Source organism: Mesorhizobium sp. B2-3-7 (genome assembly GCF_006442695.1).
GTDB lineage: Bacteria > Pseudomonadota > Alphaproteobacteria > Rhizobiales > Rhizobiaceae > Mesorhizobium.
The window spans coordinates 136,353-159,366 of record NZ_VFVV01000011.1; the positions used below are offsets into that span (position 1 = coordinate 136,353).

The following is a 23,014-nucleotide window of genomic DNA, read 5'->3' on the forward strand; positions in this document are numbered from 1 at the left end:
GCATCAGCGGCGAGACCCCGGCACTACGCGGCCGTCCGGCCCGGCATCGCCGATGTCGCAGGCTTGATGTTCAGGTTGACCCGGAAGACATTGGATGGGTCGTAGGTTCGCTTAACCTGGCTCAGCCGCTCGTAATTTCCGCCATAGCTCGCCTGCAAGCGCGCGTCTCCTTCATCGTCCATCATGAAGTTCACGTAGCCGCCCTCGCCATTATGGGGATGGACGCTCGCCCAGTAATTCCGTGCCCACGCGGTCAGGTCGGCGGCTTTGCCCGGATCGGGGTCGATGGCGGCGATGACCATCGACCAGCTTGCGTCACGCGCGTTCCAGGCGGTCTCGTCCTTGCCGACGCGGCGGACGGCGCCGTCAATCGGGTATAGATGCATAAGCGACAATTCGCTGGGCGCCTGGGCGGCCTGGGCGATATGGGTCGCGATCGCTTCGTCGGGAAGCGACTTGACGAAATCGCCCTTCCAGTACCATTGCAGGCCTTTCGGAAGGAGCGGGTCGAATAGCGACTGCATCGCCGGGAACGGCATTACGCCCATCCAGTTGAACATTGGCGGCGGCAAGGTGTCCAGCAGCGGCGCCATGGCCTTGCGCCCGTCCTCCTCCGTGCCGTTGTAGCACGAGATGATGGCACAGGCGCGCTTGCCCCAATGCTCGCGCGGGAAAGGATCGCTCGAAGGGACGGATTTGAGGCCGACGAAAGCGCCGAGGTCTTCCGGCGCTTCCGGCAGGTAGTCGCGATAGGTACGCATGACCGCCGACGCGTGCCTGGCGTCCCAGAACACCGGACCGCCGAAGATCATGTTCACCGGATGAGCCTGGAACAGGAAGCTGGTTACCACGCCAAAATTGCCGCCGCCGCCCCGGAGCGCCCAGAACAGGTCGGGATTCTCGCTTTTGCTGGCCTTCGCCATGCTGCCATTGGCCAGCACCAGATCGGCCTCGATCAGATTATCGATGGTGAGGCCGTATTTGCGCGTGAGATAGCCGGTTCCTCCACCGAGGGTAAGGCCGGCGACGCCCGTGGTCGAAACGATGCCGAACGGAACGGCGAGCGCGAAAGGATGGGTGGCGTGGTCCACGTCGCCCGAAGTGCAGCCGGGCGCGACCCTCACGGTGCGGGTTTTCGGGTCGACATGGACGCCTTTCATCATCGACAGGTCGATGACGAGACCGTTGTCGCAAATCCCCAATCCCGCGCCGTTGTGGCCGCCGCTGCGCACGGCGATGAGGAGGTCGTTTATGCGCGCGAACCTTACAGCGGCGATCACGTCGGCGACATCGACGCAGCGTGCAATCAGCGCCGGACTCTTGTCGATCATGCCGTTGTAGACCTTGCGGGCCTCCTCATAGCCGGCTTCGCCGCGCAGGATCAGCTCTCCGCGCAAGCCTTCACGCAGTTTTGCATAGGTTTCGTCGGTCATCGGTTTCCTCCCTGATCGCGCCCGCGCCATATGGTTTCGACGCGACGATTTATCTTGTTGCTTTGCTTGTGCCGTCCATCCGTCGGGTGCGCAGGATGGTGCAGGAGAGCACATTGCACCGATCCGGCTCCTCGCTGCTTCGCCCGAAAGGGCCAGTGGGGAAATGGCCCGGGAGAGCCATAGCGGGCAGGCGGAAGCCGTCATGGTAGCGAAAGCGCGTCGCGTCGAAAGGGACCGATGCGGCGCGCTTCAGATCGTTGTTCTATGGGCACCTTTGGGCGACATGCATTATTCGACGATGCGGAAAATCTGCCAGAGGCTGGTGCCCGACACGACGTAAGGCTCGATCTCCTTGCCCCATTTGGCATGCGCGTCGATCTTGCCGATCCTGGCGAAGAACTCTTCCAACTGGGCCAGGCTTTCGACCTGGTGGTGAGATTCGACCGTCGCCTCCCGCGCGCCGATCGAACCCGTCATGATCTGGAACTTCAGGTCGGCGACGCCGACCTGCGAACCGATCTCGGATTCCCATTTCCGCATGAGGTCGAGCACGGTCTGCTTGTGTCCGAACCTGGCGTCGATCTGCCATCTGGCGCTGAACATGTTTTCCTCCTCCGAAGATGCGGCTGATGCCGCTTACTCGTCCCAGGCCTGCACGACCGTCTGCCGTGCAATCCGCCCGCCCTTGAGTTCCAGCATCGCCGCACAGAACACCTTGGTCCCGTCCGGGTAGGCGCAGGCTTGCGTGAAGGCGAGATTGTCGCCATCGGCAATGGTGGTATCGACCTTGTGGGTCATTGCCCGGCTGCAGATGTCGTCCCAGAATGTGCTGATCGCCGCTCGGCCGCGGATCTCGCGCGGCTTGCTCGGCGGATTATTGCGGTCGACGACCCGCAACACCGCATCGTCGGCGTAAAAGCTCGACAGCATCTGTCCGTCGCGCCCTTCGATGGCTTTCTTGATTGCCGCGCCGTCAACGGTCTGTGTCTTGGTCAGCATTTCGTCCTCCATGGGCCCGTCTTCCCGATCGGGCGGTTGATGAGCAAAGTGCTGCCCGGCGGTCATCGCCGTGCAGCGATAGTGTCACTGCGACTTGGCCTTCACGGCCGCGAACACGTCGTCGGTCTGCTTCTTGAAGGCTGTGAGGTCGACCTGGCTGCCGTTGAGCATCGTCGACCAGTGGCGAACGATCGCGGCCATCGCCACCGCTTCCTTGATCTCCTCGTCGGTCGCGCCGTTGAGCTTGGCGGCCTCGGTGTGGAAGTAGACGCAGTACTGGCAAGGAATCTGCGAGGCGACGGCAAGCCCCATGAGTTCCTTGGTCTTGCCGTCGAGTGCGGTCTTGGGGTTGAGCTGCATCGACTTTATCTCGGCCCAGGCACCGGCGACCGCCACGTCAGGCAAAGTCCTGAACATGTCCGGTACGGAGCCGAGCGTGGCCTCTATGTCCTTGTATGCTGCCGTCGCCGAGGCATCCTCGGCCCGCGCCGGAGCCAGGGCCAGCAAGGCGCCGACGCCGGCCGCGATGACGAGCAATCTGGTCTTGCGACTTGATTTCACCATTTCATCCTCCCTTCGCAGTACCGTCACGGCGATATCGCCTGGCCTGCATGGGAAGAATTGATAATCCCCGACGCCATCGGCCGCTTCGCCCGAAAGCGCCATGGCCTTTATGGCCCGTGCGGGCCAGGGTTGCGTGCCGAAAACGCGGCCGCCGCCGCCCGCGACGGCAGGTCGAGCTTGAGCAATATGTTGGCGACGTGACGCTTGACCGTATGCTCGCTGAGGTTGAGCTCGGCGGCGATCGCGGCATTGCTTTTGCCGTCGGCGATCAGGCTCACCACCTCGCTTTCGCGCGCCGTCAGCGCGGCCGGTTCGGCAGGCCTGGGCTTGGATCGGCAGGCGGGTTCCAGATGCTGCTCGGACGTCGCAAGAACAAACGCCAACGGCTCGTCCAACTCGTCGAGCGCAATGCGTCCGCCATCGATGAAGTGTAGGCCGGAGCCGGTCGCCAGGTCGGAAACCAGCCGCGACGCCAGGATCTCGCCGCGGCTGGCATGGGCCGCAAGTTGTATGGTCACGCGTGCAGTCAAGCCGACCGGCGGTCCGCGCATCTCGATCTCGCCGACATGCACGCCCTGTGCACTGGCCACACCGATCTCCTGCGCCGCTTCGCGCAATGCCGCCGCGCAGCGTATGGCGCGCGCCGGACCGTCGAAGCGCGAGATCATCAGCTCGCCATGCGTGCCTGCGACACGTCCGCCATGGCGCCCCACCAGCAATCGCCAGGTCTCCTGGAATCGCTGGCTGCGCTCGCTCCACATGCGGTCGCCGAGGCGCGCCGTATCGTAGATACGCGTCACCAGCAATGCGGCGAGCACGCGCTCGCTGTCGGCCACGGCCGGCTCGCCGGTCAGGAATTCCTCGATTAGGTCGGCGACCCGGTCGACGTCACCGGTCCATACCGGGTGGTCGCGCCCGGGGATTTCGACAAGCCGGGCGTTCGGGATCTTCCGGGCGAGAAAGCGGCTGGCATCGGGATCGACGCGCGCGTCGTTGCGGCGGTGGATCAGCAGCGTCGGCGCGCTGATCGCCGAGAGTATGCCGCGCACATCTATGCCGGCATTCATGCGCGCCAGCGCCGCCGCCGCCGTTGGACTTGCCGACAGCCGCTCGAACCGCGACCACCAGGCGGCAAAGTGACTGTCTTCGACGCGGCCGGGCGCAAAATGCGGCAAGGTGGCGCCTGTGCCCCAGGCGGTTTCCGTCGTCGCGATGAATGCGTCCAGCCGTTCCGGCGGCATCACCCATCGGTGGAAATGGGCATAGCCGCCATAGAGCGCCAGGGCGCGCGTCCGCTCCGGATACGTGGCGGCGAACAGCATGGCCATCGGAGCGCCTTCCGAGGCGCCGAGCAGGGCCGCGCGGCCGCTGCCGGCCGCGTCCATCACCGCACGCACGTCGTCCATGCGCGTTTCGAGGCTGGGGAGATGGTTGGCATCGACGCGGTCGGACAGGCCGGTGCCGCGCTTGTCGAACAGGATCAGCCTTGAGAAGGCGGAAAGCCGTTTCAGCAGCCTGCTATAGCCTTCATCCTCCCAATGCAGGTCGAGATTGGAGATGAAGCCCGGCACGAAGACGAGATCGAACGCGCCTTGGCCGACCACCTGATAGGCGATCCGCACATCGCCGCTACGGGCGTATCGGGTCTCGATCGGCCTCACGAGTTGTTCCGCCCGGCCTGGCGATTTCGGATCGCTGACCATAGCAGAGCTGCGTCGCGTGCGGCAGCTTAAACTTTAGCGGAAGGAAATATAAGCGGACGCGAACCAATGGCTATTTTTGCGAGACGGCTACGTCGCCTGGGGGAAGCTTGAGCCCGAGCTTCAGATCGGCCTCGGCGGGCGAGACCGGCCGCTTGATCCTGGTCGAGGCAGCCACGACGAGTTCATCGAAGCCGTCGCCGCCGCTGTCCAGCATCTCGAAGAACTGACGCCGCATCCTCGGCTCCCAGAATTTGTTGATATGCTCGGCCACCCCGGCCACGCCTTCTTCGCGCGGCCTGGAGTGGAAAAAGGCCGCGATCTGGTTGGCCATCCGCACCAGCTTCTCGCTGGTGCTCATGATGTGGTCTTCGTCATGCGACATGTTTGGCAACTCCGCGAACCACCCGGTCCGGATGGGTGAAAATATCGAAATCGTCGCCGCGAACCAAGGCCACCAGCGTCATGCCGGCCTGTTCGGCGGTGCGGACGGCGAGCGCGGTCGGCGCAGAGACGGCAATGATGAAGGGCGAGCCGATCGTCGCCGTCTTCTGCACCATCTCGACGGAGACGCGCGACGTCACCACTACCGCGCCGGTCGCGCCGTCGATGCCGGCCTTGGCCAATGCACCGGCCAGCTTGTCCAGTGCGTTGTGACGGCCGACATCCTCGCGCGCAATGACGGTGCCCTTGCCGGGGATATAGAAGCCGGCGGCGTGCACCGCGCCCGTCTCGCTGTGCAGCGGCTGCATCCTGGAGAGAAGCTTGACGGAACGGACGATGTCGCCGGCATCAAGCGTAAGTTTAGACGCACCAACCGCATCGACCGAGCGCATCGCTTCCTCGATGGATTCGATGCCGCAGAGCCCGCAGCCAACCGGTCCGGCGAGCCTGCGCCGCCGCGTCTCGAACCGCGTGTTGGCCTGGTCCTTCAGTCGAATCTGGATGTCGATGCCGGCGCCGAGATCCTCGACCTCGATCGCCTCGATTTCGTCGGGTGAAGCGATGATGCCTTCGGTCAGCGAGAAACCGAGTGCGAAATCCTTCAAATCGGCCGGGCTCGCCATCATCACCGCGTGCGTCGTGCCGGCAAAGGAGAACGCCACCGGCGTTTCTTCCGGCACCATGCGGCGGGCCGCTGCCGTGCCGCTGGCGCGGCGAGCGAGACGGGACATTTCGGTGATGGCGGGGCGTTTGCGAGTCACGAGACGCACCCCTCGCGCCTTTCTTCTCCCCCGTCGATCGGGGAAGAGGTATCGAGTGAAGCTCGACGCAATGGTGGTCGATCAACCATCAAGATTGAAGCTCTTATTGTCGAATGCCTCGTCCAAGTTCTACTCCGCCGCTTCCAGCGGGGCGATGCGGCGGCTGTTGCGCGCTTGCTCGTCATAGTCGCGTTGCCATTCCGATGGTCCGTTGGAGGCACCGACCTGCACCGCCGTCACCTTATATTCCGGACAGTTGGTCGCCCAGTCCGAAAAGTCCGTGGTGATGACGTTGGCCTGCGTGTCGGGATGGTGGAAGGTCGTATAGACCACGCCCGGTGACACCCTGTCGGTGATCTGCGCGCGCAGCGTCGTCTCGCCGGAGCGGCTGGTCAGCCGCACCCAGTCGCCGTCGCGCAGGCCACGGTTCTCGGCGTCGTGCGGATGGATCTCCAGCCGGTCCTCGGAGTGCCACATGATATTGTCGGTGCGCCGCGTTTGCGCGCCGACATTGTACTGCGACAAGATCCGGCCGGTGGTCAAAAGCAGCGGGAAGCGCGGCCCGGTTCGCTCGTCCGTCGCCACATATTCGGTGCGGATGAACTTGCCCTTGCCGCGCACAAAGCCGTCGACATGCATGACCGGGGTGCCGAGAGGGGCCTTCTCATTGCAGGGCCACTGCACCGATCCGAGGCGGTCGAGCAACTCGAAGGAGACGCCGGAGAAGCTCGGCGTCGTCTTGGCGATTTCGTCCATGATCTCGGACGGATGCGCATAGTTCCAGTCCAGCCCGACGGAACGGGCAAGCTCCTGCGTCGCTTCCCAATCGGCGTAACGCGCCTTCGGTTCCAGCACCTTGCGCACCATGTTGATGCGGCGCTCGGCATTGGTGAAGGTGCCGTCCTTCTCAAGGAAGGTCGAGCCCGGCAGGAACACATGCGCGTAGTTCGCCGTCTCGTTGAGGAAAAGGTCGTGCACGACCACGCATTCCATCGCGGCCAGTCCGGCGGCGACATGCTTGGTGTCGGGATCGGACTGCAGGATGTCCTCGCCCTGGATGTAGATGCCCTTGAAGGAGCCGTCGACGGCGGCATCCAGCATGTTGGGGATACGCAGGCCGGGTTCGTCGTCCAGCTTCACGCCCCACAGGCTTTCATAGATGTCGCGCACCGCGTCGCCCGAGACATGGCGATAGCCTGGCAGTTCGTGCGGGAAGGAGCCCATGTCGCACGAGCCCTGCACGTTGTTCTGGCCGCGCAGCGGGTTCACGCCGACGCCCGGGCGACCGATATTGCCGGTGGCCATGGCGAGATTGGCAATCGCCATCACCGTGGTCGAGCCCTGGCTGTGCTCGGTGACGCCGAGGCCGTAGTAGATCGCCCCGTTGCCGCCCTTGGCGTAGAGACGCGCAGCACCGCGGATCAGTTCGGGATCGACGCCGGACAGCTTGCCGACGGTTTCGGGGCTGTTCTCCGGCAGGGCGACGAAGGACGCCCAGTCCTGGAATTCCGTCCAGTCGCAGCGCTCGCGGATGAAGGCCTCGTCGAACAGGCCTTCGGTGACGATGACATGTGCCAGCGCCGTCAGCACGGCGACATTGGTGCCGGGCTTCAGCGGCAGGTGGTAGTCGGCTTCGATATGCGCCGACTTGACCATCTCGGTGCGGCGCGGGTCGAGCACGATCAGCTTGGCGCCCTGGCGCAGCCGCTTCTTCAGCCGCGAGGCGAAAACCGGGTGTGCGGAAGCCGGATTGGCGCCGATGATGACGGCGACGTCGGTGAATTCGACGGAATCGAAATCCTGCGTGCCGGCCGAGGTGCCGTAGGTCTGGCCGAGCCCGTAGCCGGTCGGCGAATGGCAGACGCGCGCGCAGGTATCGACATTGTTGTTGCGGAAGCCTTGGCGCACCAGCTTCTGGACCAGATAGGTCTCCTCATTGGTGCAGCGCGACGAGGTGATGCCGCCGATCGCCGTGCGTCCATACTGGTACTGGATGCGGCGGAACTCCTTGGCCGTGTGGGCGATCGCCTCCTCCCAACTCACCTCGCGCCAGGGATCGCTGACCTTCTCGCGGATCATCGGCGACAGGATGCGGTCCTTGTGAGTGGCATAGCCATAGGCGAAGCGGCCCTTCACGCAGGAATGGCCGTGATTGGCCTTGCCCTCCTTGTAGGGCATCATGCGGATGACCTCGTCGTCCTTCACTTCGGCCTTGAACGAGCAGCCGACGCCGCAATAGGCGCAGGTGGTGACGGCCGAGCGTTCCGGCAGGCCCTTGGCGAGCACTGTCTTCTCGCGCAGCGCATCGGTCGGGCAGGCCTGCACGCAGGCGCCGCAGGACACGCATTCGGAAGCGATGAAATCCTCGTGCATGCCGGCGACCATGCGCGATTCGAAGCCGCGGCCCTCGATCGTCAGCGCGAAGGTGCCCTGCACCTCTTCGCAGGCCCGCACGCAACGCGAACAGACGATGCATTGCGCCGGATCATAGGTGAAATACGGATTGGATTCGTCACGCGCGACGTAGTCGACGGCCAGCGAGCCGTGGCCGGGCGCGACGCCATCCTCCTTGACGTGATTGCGGCCTTCGACGCCGTAGCGGTTCTCGGTCAGGCCAACCGACTTCGCCACCGCGTCGAACTCACTGGCGCCGGTGCCGGCCTTCTCGTTCCAGCCCACCGGATGGTCGGAGACATAGAGCTCCATGACGCCGCGGCGAATGGCGTCGAGCCGTTCCGACCGCGTGCGCACCACCATGCCTTCGCCGACAGGCGTCGTGCAGGACGCCGGCGTGCCGCCGCGCCCTTCGATCTCGACCAGGCAAACGCGGCAGGAACCGAACGAGTCCAGCATGTCCGTGGCGCATAGCTTCGGGATCTCGACCCCGCTTTCCATCGCGGCGCGCATGATCGACGTGCCTTCCGGCACGCTGATGCTGCGGCCGTCGACGGTCAGCGTGATCCGCTTCTCAGCCTTCGATTGCGGAGTTCCGTAATCGATCTCTTCGATAAGCGTCGGGAAGTCGGCCTTGATGTTCATCTGCCAGCTCCTATTCAGCAGCCACGCGCGCCGGCGCGGGCTTGAAATCCTCGGGGAAATGCGTGATCGAGCTCATCACCGGGTAGGCCGTGAAGCCGCCCAGCGCGCAGAGCGATCCGAACTTCATCGTGTTGCAGAGATCGGTAACCAGGGCGAGGTTCTTCTCCGGCTCTATGCCGGCGGCGAGCCTGTCGATGGTCTCCACCCCGCGCGTCGAGCCGATGCGGCAGGGCGTGCACTTGCCGCAGCTTTCGATGGCGCAGAACTCCATGGCGAAGCGCGCCTGCTTCAGCATGTCGGCGGTGTCGTCGAATACGGTGATGCCGGCATGGCCGATCAGTCCATCGCGCTTGGCGAATTCCTCATAGTCGAACGGTGTGTCGAACAGCGCGCGCGGAAAATAGGCGCCGAGCGGGCCGCCGACCTGCACCGCCTTCACCGGCCGGCCGGTGGCCGTGCCGCCGCCGATATCGTCGATGATTTCGCCCAGCGTCATGCCGAAAGCCGCCTCGAACAGGCCACCGCGCTTGACGTTGCCGGCGATCTGGATCGGGATCGTGCCGCGCGAGCGGCCCATGCCGAAATTCTTGTAGTAGGCGGCGCCCTTGTCCATGATGACGGGCACCGAAGCCAGCGAGATGACGTTGTTGATCACCGTCGGCTTGCCGAAAAGGCCCTGGATTGCCGGCAGCGGCGGCTTGGCGCGCACCACGCCGCGTTTGCCTTCCAGGCTGTTCAGAAGCGAGGTCTCCTCGCCGCAGACATAGGCGCCCGCGCCGACGCGGATCTCCATGTCGAAGGCGGTGGCCGAACCGAGCACGCTGACGCCGAGCACGCCGGCCTTGCGGGCGACCTCGACGGCCTTGTTCATGACCGCCACCGCATGCGGATATTCCGAGCGGATGTAGACGAAGCCCTTGGTCGCGCCGGTGGCGATGCCGGCGATCGCCATGCCTTCGATCAGCACGAAGGGATCGCCCTCCATGATCATGCGGTCGGCGAAGGTGGCGCTGTCGCCCTCGTCGGCGTTGCAGACGATGTATTTGCGCTCGGATGTCGTATCGAGCACGGTCTTCCATTTGATGCCGGTCGGGAAGCCGGCGCCGCCGCGGCCGCGCAGGCCGGACTCCGTAACCTGGCTGACGATCTCTGCCGGGGCCATGGCCACCGCGTTCTGCAGGCCCTTCAGCCCGCCAAGCGACTTATAGGCGTCGAGTGACAGCGGGTCGTTGATGCCGCAGCGCGCGAAGGTCAGACGGGTCTGCTTGGCCAGGAACGGGATCTTGTCCGGCGCGCCCAGCCAGCGCTTGTGATGGCCGCCGGTGAGAAAGCCATTGTCGAACAGGCTCTTGACGTCGGACGGCTTCACCGGCCCGTAGGCGACGCGGCCGTTTGCTGTGGCGACCTCGACCATAGGCTCTAGGAAATAGGCGCCGCGCGACCCGTTGCGGACGATCTTGGCCTCAACGCCGCGCTCGGCGAGTTCAGCGCGAACTGCCTTGGCGACCCTTTCGGCACCGAGCGCCAGCGCGCCGGAGTCGCCGGGAATGTAGATGCGCGGGATCATGAGCGCACCTTTGCGACGATTTCTTCGATCTTCTCGTTGTCGAGCCGCCCGATCACCTCGCCATCGAGCATCGCCGAGGGCGAGCAGGCGCACAGCCCGAGGCAATAAACCGGCTCCAGGGTCACCGAACCGTCTTTCGCCGTCTCGTGGAAATCAATGCCGAGCAATTGCTTGATCCTGGCGGCGACCACGTCGGAACCCATCGACTGGCAAGCTTCGGCCTGGCAGAGCTTGAGCACATGCCGGCCTGCCGGGCGGGCGCGGAAATCGTGATAGAAGGTGACGACGCCGTGCACCTCTGCTCTGGAAAGGTTCAGTCCGTCGGCAATGACCGGGAGTGCTGCCTGCGGCACATGGCCGAACTCTTCCTGAATGTTATGGAGGATCGGCAGCAGCGGACCTTCGAGATCTTTCAGCTCCTGGATGATCGCGGCCGTGCGCGATGCGATCTCGGTACTTGCAGGCTGCATCGTCACGCAGCGCCCTCCCTGGTCGGTGGCTTTATCGCTAAGTCTTTACAAAATCAGGAGAAACCCCTGAAATCAATAAAGCTGATCCGTCGTTCGATAGAAATTTTCTATCGAGTTCCAGCACCTGTATTCCCTAACCTAGCGGTGGGCGCGGAAATCGTCTGCAAGCGCCATCGCCTCGTCCAGCAGCGCCGAAACCAGCGGCGTATGCGGTTCGCGCAACGCGGCCACCAGCCCGACCGTGTGGCTGGCGTCCGGCTCGACGATCGGGATAGCCCTGATAGGTTCGGAAAAGCCGAACGTTTCCGTGAGGTTGAGCGGCATGATCGAGGACCATTTGCCCGTGCGGATATGCGAGAACAACACGATCATCGAATTGGATTCCAGCGTCGGCCGGACCTCGACACCGGCCTCGGCCAGGTGCTGGTCGATGATGCGGCGGTTCTGCATGTCCGGGGTCAGCAGGCAGAGCGGCAGGTGGCTGATCTCGGCCCATGTCACCTTGTCGCGGTCGGAATAGGGGTTTCCGATGGCGGTGATCAGCTGATAGCGCTCATCGTAGAGTGGTACGCTGGTCACTCGTCCGAGCGGTTCGTTGTCGAGATAGGTGACGCCGGCGTCTATATCGAAATTGCCGAGCAGCGACAGCACTTCGATCGAGGTCCGGGACAGTACCGAGAAGGTGACGCCGGGGTGTTTTTCGCGGAATGGCGTCGTCAGCCGCGCCACCATGGCGAGCGCGGTGGGAATGGCGGCGATGCGGATACGTCCCGACAAGCCGTGCCGCGCCGCCCGCATCTCCTCGCGCATGGTTCTGGTATCGCCGACGATGCGGCGCGCCCACACCAGCACCTGCTTGCCCTCCGGGGTCAGGCCCTGGAAGCGCGAGCCGCGCAGGACCAGCATCACGCCCAGCTGACCCTCAAGTTGCTTGATGCCGGCCGACAAGGTGGGCTGGGTGACGCCGCACACTTCGGCAGCCCGCCCGAAATGCTCTTCCTTGGCCAGCGCGATGAAAAATTCCAGCTTGTCGATCATATCTGAAGCTAACCGCCGCCGCCGCACCGCGCCAGAGGGCTGCCGGCCACTGCGATGTCGATCGCCCCAAGCCGATGCTTGATCGCAGAAACCTATCGGTCGACGAGATTGAGGATGTTGCCGTCCGGATCCTTGAACCAGGCGACCTTCATGCCGTGACCGACATGGATGTCGCCTTCCAGGCTCAGGCCGGGCATCTCGTAGTGCTCGAACGCAACGCCCTTCGATTTCAGCCCGCTGACGACGGTGTCGATCTCATCGCCGACCGTCCACGTCACCGCCGTCGCCTTGTTGGTTCCGGCGAACTGAGAGCGATAGACATTGATCGTGGTGTCGCCGCTTTTGTACACGATCAGTTCGCCACCCTCGTCATGCACCTGTTTCAGGCCGAGCGTCCCCTCGTAGAAAGCCTTTGCCTTCGCCAGCTCTTTCACCGCGAGGTTGGCCGTCGCGTTGCTGTTTGCAAGCATGATCGTTTCTCCTTCGCTGCTTGTCGTCCCCGGCGTCTCCTTGGAAATAGGTCGCTCCGGTCGCTTGACGACCCCCGCTTTGCCGGCGGCCAGCCAATTGCGAGCGGTGCCTGCAATTGGCTGCATCCACATCTTTCAGCCGGCTTACTGTTCCCCATGGGCGCGTGCGGCGCTATGTGGATGGAACTGGTGCGCCGGGAGGGACGAACATGCTGGGCTGGTTCCGCAAGCTGTTGCCGCGCGAAGATCGCTTCTTCGACCTATTCGAGCGGCATTCCCGCACGGTGGTCGGTGGCGCGGAGGCCCTGCAGCAGCTCCTCCTGGGCAAGGACATCGAGCATTGGTGCCAAAAGATCGTCGATCTCGAGGACGAGGCCGACCATATCACCGCCGAAGTCCTGCTTGCCGTGCGGCGCTCATTCATCACGCCTTTCGACCGCGGCGATATCAAGGACCTGATCCAGTCGATGGATGACGCCATCGACATGATGCACAAGACCGTCAAGACGGTGCGGCTGTTCGAGAAGAGGGAATTCGATCCGCTGATGCAGGAAATGGGCGCCGTCATTGTCGATGCCGCCAGGCTCGTCGCGGAGGCGATCCCGCTGCTGGCCAAGGTCGGCGCCAACAGTGCGCGCTTGAACGAACTCGCCGAGGAAGTCATGCGTGCCGAAGGCCGAGCCGACGATCTGCATGAGCAGGGCCTGAAGGATCTCTTCAGGCGGCACGGCCGCAGCGATGCGATGGCCTATCTGATCGGCTCGGAGATCTATGGCCAACTGGAGAAGGTGGTCGACCGCTTCGAGGACGTCGCCAACGAGATCAGCGGCATCGTCATCGAGAACGTCTAGCGATGGAAGTCGCGATCGCCTTTCCCTTGCTGGTCGGCCTCGTCGCCGTCGCGCTGTTCTTCGATTTCCTCAACGGCCTGCACGACGCCGCCAACTCGATCGCCACCATTGTCTCGACCCGGGTGCTGAGACCGCATTACGCGGTGTTCTGGGCGGCCTTCTTCAATTTCATCGCCTTCATGTTCTTTGGCCTTCATGTCGCCGAAACCGTGGGCAAAGGTATCATCGATGCAAGCATCGTCACCCCGGCGGTGATCTTCGCCGCCCTGGTCGGCGCCATCGTCTGGAATATCGTCACCTGGATCGCCGGCATCCCGTCGAGCAGTTCGCATGCGTTGATCGGCGGATTGGTGGGGGCAGGCGTCGCAAAGGCCGGCACGGGTGCCATCGTCTGGGCGGGGCTCGGCAAGACGGTCGCCGCCATCGTCCTGTCGCCGGCGACGGGCTTTGTCCTGGCGCTTCTCCTGATCCTGGTGGTTTCCTGGCTGTTCGTGCGCCAGACGCCGTTTGCCGTCGACAGTACCTTCCGTGTCATGCAGTTCTTTTCCGCCTCCCTCTATTCGCTCGGTCATGGCGGCAACGATGCGCAAAAGACCATGGGCATCATCGCCGTGCTGCTCTATTCCCAAGGCATGCTCGGAACGGATTTCTACGTGCCGCTCTGGGTGGTCCTGACTTGCCAGTCGGCATTGGCGCTGGGCACGCTGTTCGGCGGTTGGCGCATCGTCCACACGATGGGCTCGAAGATCACCAGGCTCAACCCGATGCAGGGATTCTGCGCCGAGACCGGCGGCGCCATCACCCTCTTCGCCGCGACATGGCTCGGTGTTCCGGTTTCGACCACGCACACCATCACCGGCGCCATCATCGGCGTCGGCGCCGCCCGCCGTGTCTCGGCGGTGCGCTGGGGCATAGCCGGCAACATCGTCATCGCATGGGTCGTCACCTTGCCGGCGACGGCGGCGATTTCTGCACTGACCTATCTGGCGGTTCGCCTGGCAGGCTGATGTCGCGGCCTGGCGCTTGGAGCCGCCGGCGATCTGCACTATGTGAGCAGCAGCCGAACGCCAGGGAAGCAACAGCCATGTCCGTCACCAAGGAAACCGTCATCGAGCGCCTGAAAACGGTCAATGGCCCCGATTTCACCGGCAACATCGTCGACCTCGGCATGGTTTCCGAGATTTTCATCGCCGATTCGAAAGTGTTCTTCTCGATCACCGTTCCGGCCGCCAGGGCGCAGGAGATGGAGCCATTGCGCGCCGCGGCCGAGCGTGTCGTGAAAGCTATTCCAGGTGTCGCTGGCGCCGTCGTCGCCTTGACGGCGGAGAAGAAGGGCGGCGGCATGGAGGCGCCTGTCGCGGCGCGCCCGGCGCCACGTCCCGCCCCGCCCGTTGCCGCGCCGCGCCCGGCGCCCCATGCGCCTGCCTCGCACAGCCAGGGCAAGCGCGGCGTGCCCGGCATCGAGGCGATCATCGCGGTTGCGTCCGGCAAGGGCGGTGTCGGCAAGTCGACCACGGCCGTCAATCTGGCCCTCGGCCTCGCCGCCAACGGGCTGAAGGTGGGCGTGCTCGATGCCGACATCTATGGCCCGTCCATGCCAAGGCTGCTCAACATCCGCGGCCGGCCGCAGACCGTCGACGGCAAGATCCTGAAACCGATGCAGAATTACGGTCTCAAGGTGATGTCGATGGGCTTCCTCGTCGACGAGGAAACGCCGATGATCTGGCGCGGGCCGATGGTGATGTCGGCGCTGACGCAGATGCTGCGCGAAGTCGAATGGGGGCCGCTCGACGTGCTCGTCGTCGATATGCCCCCCGGCACCGGTGATGCCCAGCTCACCATGGCCCAGCAGGTGCCGCTGGCCGGCGCGGTCATCGTCTCGACGCCGCAGGATCTGGCCCTTATCGATGCTCGCAAGGGCCTCAACATGTTCAGGAAGGTCGACGTGCCGCTGCTCGGCATCGTCGAGAACATGAGCTATTTCCTCGCCCCCGACACCGGCAAGCGCTACGACATCTTCGGCCATGGCGGCGCACGCCGCGAGGCCGAGCGCCTCGGCGTCACCTTCCTTGGCGAGGTGCCGCTGGAGATGGGCATCCGCGAAAGCTCGGATGAAGGTGCGCCGGTGGTGGCATCGAAGCCCGACAGTGCCGAAGCGAAGATCTATCGCGATATCGCTTCGAAGGTCTGGGACCGGGTCAACGAAGAGCGCGGCGCGGCCGCGGACGCCGTGCCGAGCATCGTCTTCGAGTAATTTTCGTCCAGGCGGCGCTAACGCTGGATAGACCAGCCTAAGCAGCACCCACCTTCTCGCCGAAGCTCGAAAAGAATTGTCCCGCCAATTTCTTCGAGGTCGACTCGATCAGCCGGCTGCCGAGTTGGGCGATCTTGCCGCCGACCTCGGCCTTGGCCGCATATTTCAGAACGGTGGTGCCAGGTCCATCCTCGGTCAGCGTCACGTCGGCGCCGCCCTTGGCGAAGCCGGCGATGCCGCCCTTGCCTTCGCCCTGGATCGTGTAGGCATGCGGGGGATTGAGATTTCTCAACGTCACCTCGCCGTTGAAGGTCGCCTTGATCGGGCCGATCTTCAGCACCACCGTCGCCGCCATCTCGGTCGGCGACTTCATTTCCAGGCTTTGGCAGCCGGGGATGCTTTCTCTCAGCACCGCCGGATCGTTCAGCGCTTCCCAAACTTTCTGGAGGGGTGCGGCGATGCGCTCCTCGCCCTCGATCACCAAAGCCATCAGAACCTCCCGGACGACCAATGTCGGATTGTTGGTAGCGTGCGGCCCGATTGATGTCTATCGCACCAAAGTCCGGATTCAGATCACGCGTGCCCCTTGCCTGCATCCGCGCGTTGTCATATCGATTTGTCATACAAATACGGAGACCATGATGGCCGGCGCCCCCACAGGAAAGAAAAAGTTTCGCTCGCAGGAGTGGTTCGACAACCCCGACAATCCGGGCATGACGGCACTTTATCTGGAGCGCTACCTGAATTACGGGCTGACGCGCGCCGAACTGATGTCGGGCAAGCCGCTGATCGGCATTGCCCAGACCGGTTCCGACCTGTCGCCTTGCAATCGCCACCACATCGAGCTCGCCAAACGCGTGCGCGAAGGCATCGTCTCGATGGGCGGCATTCCTTTCGAATTCCCGTGCCACCCGATCCAGGAGACCGGCAAGCGCCCGACCGCAGCTCTCGACCGCAACCTTGCCTATCTCAGCCTGGTAGAAGTGCTCTATGGCTATCCGCTTGACGGCGTCGTGCTCACCATCGGCTGCGACAAGACGACGCCGGCGCTGTTGATGGCGGCGGCGACCGTCAACATTCCGGCCATAGCGCTGTCGGTCGGTCCGATGCTTAACGGCTGGCACAAGGGCAAGCGCACCGGTTCGGGCACCATCGTCTGGGAATCGCGCCAGCGCCTGTCGGCCGGCGAGATCGGCTACGACGAGTTCATGGACATCGTCGCCTCCTCGGCGCCGTCCACCGGCTACTGCAACACCATGGGCACCGCCACCACCATGAACTCGCTGGCCGAGGCGCTCGGCATGCAGCTGCCGGGTTCGGCCGCGATTCCGGCTCCTTATCGCGAGCGCGGCCAGATCGCCTACGAGACGGGAAAACGCATCGTCGATATGGTGCACGAGGATTTGAAGCCCTCCGACATCATGACGCGCAAGGCGTTCGAGAACGCCATCGTCGTCAATTCGGCGATCGGCGGCTCCACCAACGCGCCGATCCATCTCAACGCCATCGCCCGCCATCTCGGCGTGCCGCTCGACAATGACGACTGGCAGAAGATCGGCCTCGACGTGCCGCTCATCGTCAATCTCCAGCCGACGGGCGAATATCTGGGCGAGGACTACCATCACGCGGGCGGCGTGCCGGCCGTGGTGGCGGAGCTCATGAAAGCCGGGCTGCTGCCGCATCCGGATGCTCTGACCGCCAACGGCAAGACAATGGGCGACAATTGCCGCGATGCCGTCAACGAGAACCGCGAGGTCATCCGCACTGTCGCCGAGCCGCTGAAGGCCAATGCCGGCTTCATCAATCTCAAGGGCAATCTGTTCGATTCGGCAATCATGAAGACCAGCGGCATCTCGCCCGAATTCCGCGAGCGCTATCTCTCCAACCCGAAGGACCCCGAGGCCTTCGAGGGCAATGCCATGGTCTTCGACGGTCCGGAGGATTACCACGCCCGCATCGACGACCCGGCGCAAGGGATCGACGAGCACACCATCCTGTTCATGCGCGGCGCCGGTCCGGTCGGCTATCCCGGCGGCGCCGAGGTCGTCAACATGCAGCCGCCGGCCTATCTCATCAAGAAGGGCATCCACGCGCTGGCCTGCATCGGCGACGGCCGCCAGTCCGGCACGTCAGGCTCGCCCTCCATCCTCAACGCCTCGCCGGAAGCCGCCATCGGCGGGGGGCTTGCGTTGCTCAAGACAGGCGACCGCGTTCGCATCGACCTGAAAAAGGGCACGGCCAACATTCTCGTCACCGATGACGAGATCACCCGCCGCCGCGCCGAGCTGCAGAACAATGGCGGCTACCATTATCCCGAGCACCAGACACCATGGCAGGAAATCCAGCGCGGTATGGTCGACCAGTTCTCGGGCGGCATGGTGCTGAAACCGGCGGTGAAATACCAGGACGTCGCTCATACGAAGGGCGTGCCCCGGGACAATCACTGATTATTCCCCGGACAATCATCGATCGTTTCAAGCGATAATTGACGGATAGCGATCGCCGATCGGCGGCCTGATCGGCCGCCGGTCGTCTTTCCGTTTCGCGGCCTGCCACAGGCCGGGGACATTGCGTCCTTGACAAGCCTGCCCAACAAATCCACCATCGCTGCAAGGGGTTCATCGCGACGACCCCGTGAGGCGTCAGCCCAACGTTCGCGTCCAGGCTTCTCTTTCAGGAGGTGGACGCCATGCCGTCAACAACCGCTGTCACCGTGCCGCAACTGATCCGTATGGTCGGTTTGCCGGGCGCGCCTGCAATCCTCGATATCCGTACCGAGGACGACTACAACGCCGATCCACGTTTGCTGCCGGCGTCGTACCGGCGCGATTTCAAAACCGTCCAGACTTGGGCAGCCGACTTCGCCGGTGGCCGCGTGGCGGTCGTCTGCCAGCAGGGAAAAAAGCTCTCGCAAGGCGTCGCCGCATGGTTGCGTCATGAAGGGATTGCCGCCGAATCGCTCGAAGGCGGCTTCGAAGCCTGGCGGGACGCCCACGGCCTTCTGGTCCGTGCCGACAGGATGCCGCCTCGTGACGACAAGGGCCGCACCGTCTGGGTGACGCGGGCCCGGCCCAAAGTCGATCGCATCGCCTGCCCCTGGCTGATCCGCCGTTTCGTCGATCCTCAAGCGGTCTTCCTGTTCGTCGACGCCGCGGAAGTGCCCGATGTCGCCGATCGTTTTCAGGCCGTGCCTTTCGACATCGACAATGCGTTCTGGAGCCATCGCGGCGAGCGCTGCACCTTCGACACGATGCTCGAGGAGTTCGGGCTCGAATCCGAAGCGCTCGACCGCCTCGCCGTGATCGTGCGCGCAGCCGACACGGCCAGCCTCGACCTGGTTCCGCAGGCGGCGGGATTTCTCGCCGCCTCGCTTGGCTTGTCGCGCATGTTTCGCGATGACCTGCAACAATTGGATGCCGGCATGCTGCTTTACGACGCGTTCTTCCGCTGGTGCCGCGACGCCACCGACGAGACGCACAATTGGCCGGCGGGAGCGAAGGCGTCATGAACTCCCTCCTTTCCGAGGAAAGTGCCGACCTCATCGAGGCGCCCGCGGTCCCGAGCTTCCGCGAGGCCACGAAACTCTGGGCGAAGATCGGGTTGCTCAGTTTCGGCGGACCGGCCGGGCAGATCGCGCTCATGCACAGGGAATTGGTCGAGGAAAAGCGCTGGATCGGCGAGCAGCGTTTCCTGCATGCGCTGAACTACTGCATGCTGCTGCCTGGCCCCGAGGCCCAGCAACTCGCTATCTACATCGGCTGGCTGCTGCACAAGACGGTCGGCGGTCTTGTCGCCGGCGTCCTCTTCGTCGTGCCCGGCGCGCTCGTCATGCTGACCTTGAGCATTCTCTATGCGCTCTATGGTGATGCGCCGCTGGTCGACTCGCTGTTTTTCGGGGTGAGGGCGGCAGTGCTGGCGATCGTGGTCGAGGCCGTGATCCGCATTGGCCGGCGGGCCTTGAAGAATCGGGTGATGACGGCGATTGCGCTTTGCGCCTTTGTCGGCATCTACGTGCTCAACGTCCCCTTTCCGCTCCTCGTCCTGTTTGCAGGACTGGTGGGGTGGGTCGGAAACGGCATCGCGCCGGCCCTGTTTTCTGGCGCCGCGCATGGCAAGGACGACGCTCCCGACGCCACGGGCGCGGTCGATCTGATGTTCGAGCGCGGCGAACTGGCCCACACCAGGCCGACGCGATGGCACGCGCCGCGCACCATCGCGATCTGGCTGCCGATCTGGCTTGGACCGGTTGTGCTGATCTGGGCGTTCACATCGGCAAACAGCGTCTGGACGCAGATCGGCGGCTTCTTCAGCCTCATGGCGGTCGTCACCTTCGGCGGCGCCTATGCCGTTCTGGCCTATGTCGCGCAAGCGGCCGTCAGCTCTCTTGGCTGGCTTGCGCCAGGCGAAATGGTCGATGGCCTGGGCCTTGCCGAAACCACGCCTGGACCGCTCATCCTGGTCCTGCAGTTCGTCGGCTTCCTTGCAGGCTTGCGCCATTCCGGATCGCCATATCCGTTGTTTGCCGGATCGCTTGGAGCGTTGCTTACGCTTTGGGTTACCTTCACGCCGTGCTTCTTCTGGATATTCCTCGGCGCGCCCTACATCGAGGCGCTGCGCGGCAACAAGGCATTGTCGGCGGCATTGGGCGCGATCACCGCGGCGGTCGTCGGCGTCATCATGAATCTGGCCCTGTGGTTCGCCTTGCACGTCATCTTCCGCGACGTGCGTGCGACGGGGCTCGGAACGGAGGTGCCGGTGCTGTCCTCGATCGACTGGCGTGCCGCGCTGCTGTCCTGCGCTACCATGATCGCCATCCTCAAGCTGAAAATCGGCATGCTGCCGACGCTTGCCGGATCGGCCCTGGCGGGTGTCTTATTGCTTGCGGCGAGTGGGTAGCTTCGGCACGGAGGAGACCATGGAAACGGTCAACGTTCGCTATATCGTCAATGACGTCGACAGGGCGATCGCCTTCTACCGCGACCATCTCGGCTTCACGGTCGCCATGCACCCGGCGCCGTCCTTCGCCATGCTTTCCAAGGGCAACCTGCGGCTTCTGCTCAATGCCGCTGGCGGCCCTGGTGGGGCGTCGCAGCCGATGCCCGACGGCAGCGTGCCCGAACCCGGTGGCTGGAACCGCATTCAGATCGAGGTCGAGGATCTCGAAGGCGTGGTTCGCAAGCTGAAAACTGCCGGCCAGGCTTTCAGGAACGACGTCGTCAAGGGCATGGGCGGCAGCCAGATATTGCTGCGGGACCCATCCGGCAATCTGGTGGAACTGTTCGAACCGGGGCGCAGATAATGCGTCGCTGTCACGAATAGCCAGCTGACATGGGCAGAAACCACCTGCACGGCATTTTGCATTCCGTTGCCAGGCCACTCAACAGATTGGACCATGATGGCCAAACGACGCTCTTCCCTCGGTTTCCTCGGCATGTTCGGCCGTTCAAGCGATCTCAGGCAGCTCGATGCCGCATTGCGCGGAGCCGACTTGCATCCCGCCCTTGTGCCGGAGGGCGTAAAGCTCACCATCGTCAACCTGATGAAGGATCACTGGCCCGACGAGCCGCCGCCGCAGGCTTATGCGCAAGTGGCGTGTTTGTTCAGCTATTGTATTGCTGGGCCTGAGGCATTCGAGCGCTCTCATGGCGCGCAGCCGCGGCAGGACGTGGAGCGTCGGATAGAGGCCGCGGTCGATGCCGGAGACAGTTTCGACGCCCAGATCGTGCTGATGGCGCTACACGCCAAGCTGGTCAATACCGAGGTCGTCGAACATTATGGGCTGAGCGCGGATTAACCTATTTTCAAAGGGGGGCGTTCTCAGCCGCCCATGCCGTTGCGCGGCAGCTTGATCATGTCGCCGAAGCGGGCGCGCAGCCTGTCGTCGAGCGGCTTCGGCACATGGCGCGGGAAGCGTTCGGCGAGGATGCGCTTCTTCTCGACGATCGCCCGCTGCAATATGTCGGGTCGGCCCTTCTCGTTCCATTCCTTCGGCGAAAACCGGTCGCCGACGGCGGGGTAGAAATATTCGGTCTGCATCAGCTTCAGCGTCTGCTCGTTGCCGAGATAGTGGCCCGGGCCTTTCAGGCAGACATCAGCAATGGTGTCGATCGACAGCGCGTCGTCCGTCACCTCGATGCCGCGCACGCAGCGCAGGCAATGGCCCAGCATGTCGTTGTCGATGATCAGGCTTTCCAGGCAGAAGCCGAGCAGGGACGCATGCATGCCGGCCGATTCGTAGACCAGGTTGAGGCCGGAAAGGCCGGCCATCACATTGGTAATGCCTTTTTCATAGCCGGACTGGATGTCGGGCAGTTTCGAATCCGTCATGCCGGCGGCCGAACCGCCTGGCAGGTCGTAGAACTGCGCCATCTGCGCGCAGGCCGCGGTCAGCACCGCCTGTTCGGCCGAGCCGCCGGACATGGCGCCGGTGCGCAGGTCCGACACGAACGGCCAGGTACCGAAGATCGCCGGATGGCCCGGCTTGATGGTGTTGACATAGACAAGGCCGGCCAGCACTTCGGCCACGGCTTGCACCACCGCACCCGCGATCGCCGCCGGAGCGGTGGCCCCGGCCTGTCCGGCCGAAAGCAGCAGGATCGGGATGCCTCCTTCGACGCAGGCCTCGAGCACGCCGCAGGCGTCCTCGGCGAATTTCATCGGCGGCACGACGAAACAGTTGGAGTTCGACACGAACGGCCGGGCCCGGAAATTCTCCTCGCCACCGGCGATCGCGTAGAGCATTTCGAGCGCCGGTTGCACGTTCTCCCGCACCGTGAAGGACGTGCCGACATGCTTGGACGTGCCCATCACGCAGGCATAGAGCGTGTTGAAGTCCATTTCGAGCGGATCGGGAATGTCGCGCGGCACCATGGGCCGCTGGAAGAAATGGATGTTGTCGAGCCCGTCGACGATGCGCGCGGCATCATAGATGTCCTGCAGCAAGGATTCGCGATACTCGCGCTTCTCGACGTCGACAAGATGCACGGCAGCACCCGCCGTGCCGTAATGCACGCGCTTGCCCTGGATCACCATGTCGTGCTTCGGGTCCTGGCCGTGCAGCGTGAAATGCCGCGCCGCCCGCTTGATCGTGTCGAGCACCAGTGCGCGCGGGAAACGGATACGGCCGTCGTCGCCATGGCTGGCGCCGGCCTTGGTCAGCGCCTCGATGCAGGACGGGATTGCGTTGGCGAAGCCGACCGTCTCCAGCAGGGTCAGCACCGCTTCGTGGATGCGCTCGCAATCAGTGCCGCGCAGGGGGCCATAGCTCCCCCCCTCAAGGCCGGCGCGAACCGGCCTGATGTCGTCGGCGAGCGGCGCCGCCCGAATGGCGCGACGCGCTTCGCGTCCGCCGGAGCGGCGCGAACGCTGGTCGGCCGCTTCCTGCTTTTCGACAGCCACTGACATGGAAGCACTCCACCTTTTCT

22 protein-coding genes are annotated in these 23,014 nt (G+C 64.1%); 8 read left to right on the forward strand and 14 right to left on the reverse strand.

Going from position 1 to position 23,014, the window contains the following annotated elements:
- Window positions 1-23 precede the first annotated feature (23 nt).
- The 12 genes from FJ940_RS21600 to FJ940_RS21660 all read right to left on the reverse strand — a co-directional run bounded on the left by FJ940_RS21600 (window position 24) and on the right by FJ940_RS21660 (window position 12,485).
- Window positions 24-1,433 (reverse strand): FAD-binding oxidoreductase, encoded by a 1,410-nt coding sequence (locus tag FJ940_RS21600; protein WP_140657855.1) that lies wholly within the window; start codon window positions 1,431-1,433, stop codon window positions 24-26.
- A 288-nt stretch (window positions 1,434-1,721) separates the two neighbouring features.
- Window positions 1,722-2,036, reverse strand: coding sequence for a hypothetical protein (locus FJ940_RS21605; RefSeq protein WP_140580502.1), 315 nt, complete (start codon window positions 2,034-2,036; stop codon window positions 1,722-1,724).
- 33 nt (window positions 2,037-2,069) lie between these two features.
- Window positions 2,070-2,498, reverse strand: coding sequence for a nuclear transport factor 2 family protein (locus tag FJ940_RS21610; RefSeq protein WP_224518980.1), 429 nt, complete (start codon window positions 2,496-2,498; stop codon window positions 2,070-2,072).
- 18 nt (window positions 2,499-2,516) lie between these two features.
- Complete coding sequence (locus tag FJ940_RS21615; protein ID WP_140657857.1) at window positions 2,517-2,996, reverse strand: carboxymuconolactone decarboxylase family protein; 480 nt, start codon at window positions 2,994-2,996, stop codon at window positions 2,517-2,519.
- Between the two features lie 107 nt (window positions 2,997-3,103).
- Entirely contained in the window at window positions 3,104-4,657 is a 1,554-nt protein-coding gene (locus tag FJ940_RS21620; RefSeq protein WP_140556817.1) for an alpha/beta fold hydrolase, read from the reverse strand.
- Window positions 4,658-4,769: 112 nt separating this feature from the next.
- Window positions 4,770-5,081, reverse strand: a complete 312-nt coding sequence (locus tag FJ940_RS21625) for a formate dehydrogenase subunit delta (protein ID WP_140559723.1) — start codon at window positions 5,079-5,081, stop codon at window positions 4,770-4,772.
- Window positions 5,071-5,901, reverse strand: a complete 831-nt coding sequence (gene fdhD, locus FJ940_RS21630; protein ID WP_140657859.1) for a formate dehydrogenase accessory sulfurtransferase FdhD — start codon at window positions 5,899-5,901, stop codon at window positions 5,071-5,073. The genes FJ940_RS21625 and fdhD overlap by 11 nt, the downstream gene beginning before the upstream one ends.
- Window positions 5,902-6,030: 129 nt before the next feature.
- A complete protein-coding gene (gene fdhF, locus FJ940_RS21640) occupies window positions 6,031-8,940 on the reverse strand; it encodes a formate dehydrogenase subunit alpha (protein WP_140657861.1) in 2,910 nt (969 codons plus the stop codon).
- 10 nt (window positions 8,941-8,950) lie between these two features.
- Complete coding sequence (locus FJ940_RS21645; protein ID WP_140580495.1) at window positions 8,951-10,507, reverse strand: NADH-quinone oxidoreductase subunit NuoF; 1,557 nt, start codon at window positions 10,505-10,507, stop codon at window positions 8,951-8,953.
- Window positions 10,504-10,983, reverse strand: coding sequence for a formate dehydrogenase subunit gamma (locus tag FJ940_RS21650; protein WP_140497038.1), 480 nt, complete (start codon window positions 10,981-10,983; stop codon window positions 10,504-10,506). The genes FJ940_RS21645 and FJ940_RS21650 overlap by 4 nt, the downstream gene beginning before the upstream one ends.
- 132 nt (window positions 10,984-11,115) lie before the next feature.
- Complete coding sequence (locus tag FJ940_RS21655; protein WP_140497036.1) at window positions 11,116-12,015, reverse strand: LysR family transcriptional regulator; 900 nt, start codon at window positions 12,013-12,015, stop codon at window positions 11,116-11,118.
- A 92-nt stretch (window positions 12,016-12,107) separates the two neighbouring features.
- Window positions 12,108-12,485 (reverse strand): VOC family protein, encoded by a 378-nt coding sequence (locus FJ940_RS21660; protein ID WP_140497034.1) that lies wholly within the window; start codon window positions 12,483-12,485, stop codon window positions 12,108-12,110.
- Between the two features lie 209 nt (window positions 12,486-12,694).
- Between FJ940_RS21660 and FJ940_RS21665 the strand changes: the two genes are divergently transcribed.
- From FJ940_RS21665 to FJ940_RS21675, 3 genes are all read left to right on the forward strand, one after another.
- Window positions 12,695-13,336, forward strand: coding sequence for a DUF47 domain-containing protein (locus FJ940_RS21665; protein ID WP_140550195.1), 642 nt, complete (start codon window positions 12,695-12,697; stop codon window positions 13,334-13,336).
- A gap of 2 nt (window positions 13,337-13,338) precedes the next feature.
- Entirely contained in the window at window positions 13,339-14,343 is a 1,005-nt protein-coding gene (locus tag FJ940_RS21670; RefSeq protein ID WP_140497030.1) for an inorganic phosphate transporter, read from the forward strand.
- 77 nt (window positions 14,344-14,420) lie between these two features.
- Window positions 14,421-15,590 (forward strand): Mrp/NBP35 family ATP-binding protein, encoded by a 1,170-nt coding sequence (locus FJ940_RS21675; RefSeq protein ID WP_140497028.1) that lies wholly within the window; start codon window positions 14,421-14,423, stop codon window positions 15,588-15,590.
- 37 nt (window positions 15,591-15,627) lie between these two features.
- On the opposite strand, the gene FJ940_RS21680 is transcribed toward FJ940_RS21675, so the two are convergent.
- Window positions 15,628-16,080, reverse strand: coding sequence for a carbon monoxide dehydrogenase subunit G (locus FJ940_RS21680; RefSeq protein WP_140580489.1), 453 nt, complete (start codon window positions 16,078-16,080; stop codon window positions 15,628-15,630).
- A gap of 151 nt (window positions 16,081-16,231) precedes the next feature.
- Between FJ940_RS21680 and FJ940_RS21685 the strand changes: the two genes are divergently transcribed.
- The 5 genes from FJ940_RS21685 (at window position 16,232) to FJ940_RS21705 (ending at window position 21,384) form a co-directional block, all read left to right on the forward strand.
- Complete coding sequence (locus tag FJ940_RS21685) at window positions 16,232-18,037, forward strand: IlvD/Edd family dehydratase (protein WP_140497024.1); 1,806 nt, start codon at window positions 16,232-16,234, stop codon at window positions 18,035-18,037.
- A 242-nt stretch (window positions 18,038-18,279) separates the two neighbouring features.
- A complete protein-coding gene (locus tag FJ940_RS21690; RefSeq protein ID WP_140497022.1) occupies window positions 18,280-19,098 on the forward strand; it encodes a sulfurtransferase/chromate resistance protein in 819 nt (272 codons plus the stop codon).
- The gene (chrA, locus tag FJ940_RS21695; RefSeq protein ID WP_140657863.1) at window positions 19,095-20,486 is read left to right on the forward strand and encodes a chromate efflux transporter; all 1,392 of its coding nucleotides are present in this window, start codon (window positions 19,095-19,097) and stop codon (window positions 20,484-20,486) included. The genes FJ940_RS21690 and chrA overlap by 4 nt, the downstream gene beginning before the upstream one ends.
- Before the next feature lie 19 nt (window positions 20,487-20,505).
- On the forward strand, window positions 20,506-20,889 hold the full coding sequence (locus FJ940_RS21700) for a VOC family protein (RefSeq protein ID WP_140657865.1): 384 nt from the start codon (window positions 20,506-20,508) through the stop codon (window positions 20,887-20,889).
- 96 nt (window positions 20,890-20,985) lie between these two features.
- Window positions 20,986-21,384, forward strand: coding sequence for a hypothetical protein (locus FJ940_RS21705; RefSeq protein WP_140497299.1), 399 nt, complete (start codon window positions 20,986-20,988; stop codon window positions 21,382-21,384).
- Between the two features lie 23 nt (window positions 21,385-21,407).
- Here the strand turns inward: FJ940_RS21705 and FJ940_RS21710 are convergent, their stop codons facing one another.
- On the reverse strand, window positions 21,408-22,994 hold the full coding sequence (locus tag FJ940_RS21710; protein WP_140657867.1) for a trimethylamine methyltransferase family protein: 1,587 nt from the start codon (window positions 22,992-22,994) through the stop codon (window positions 21,408-21,410).
- Between the last annotated feature and the right edge of the window lie 20 nt (window positions 22,995-23,014).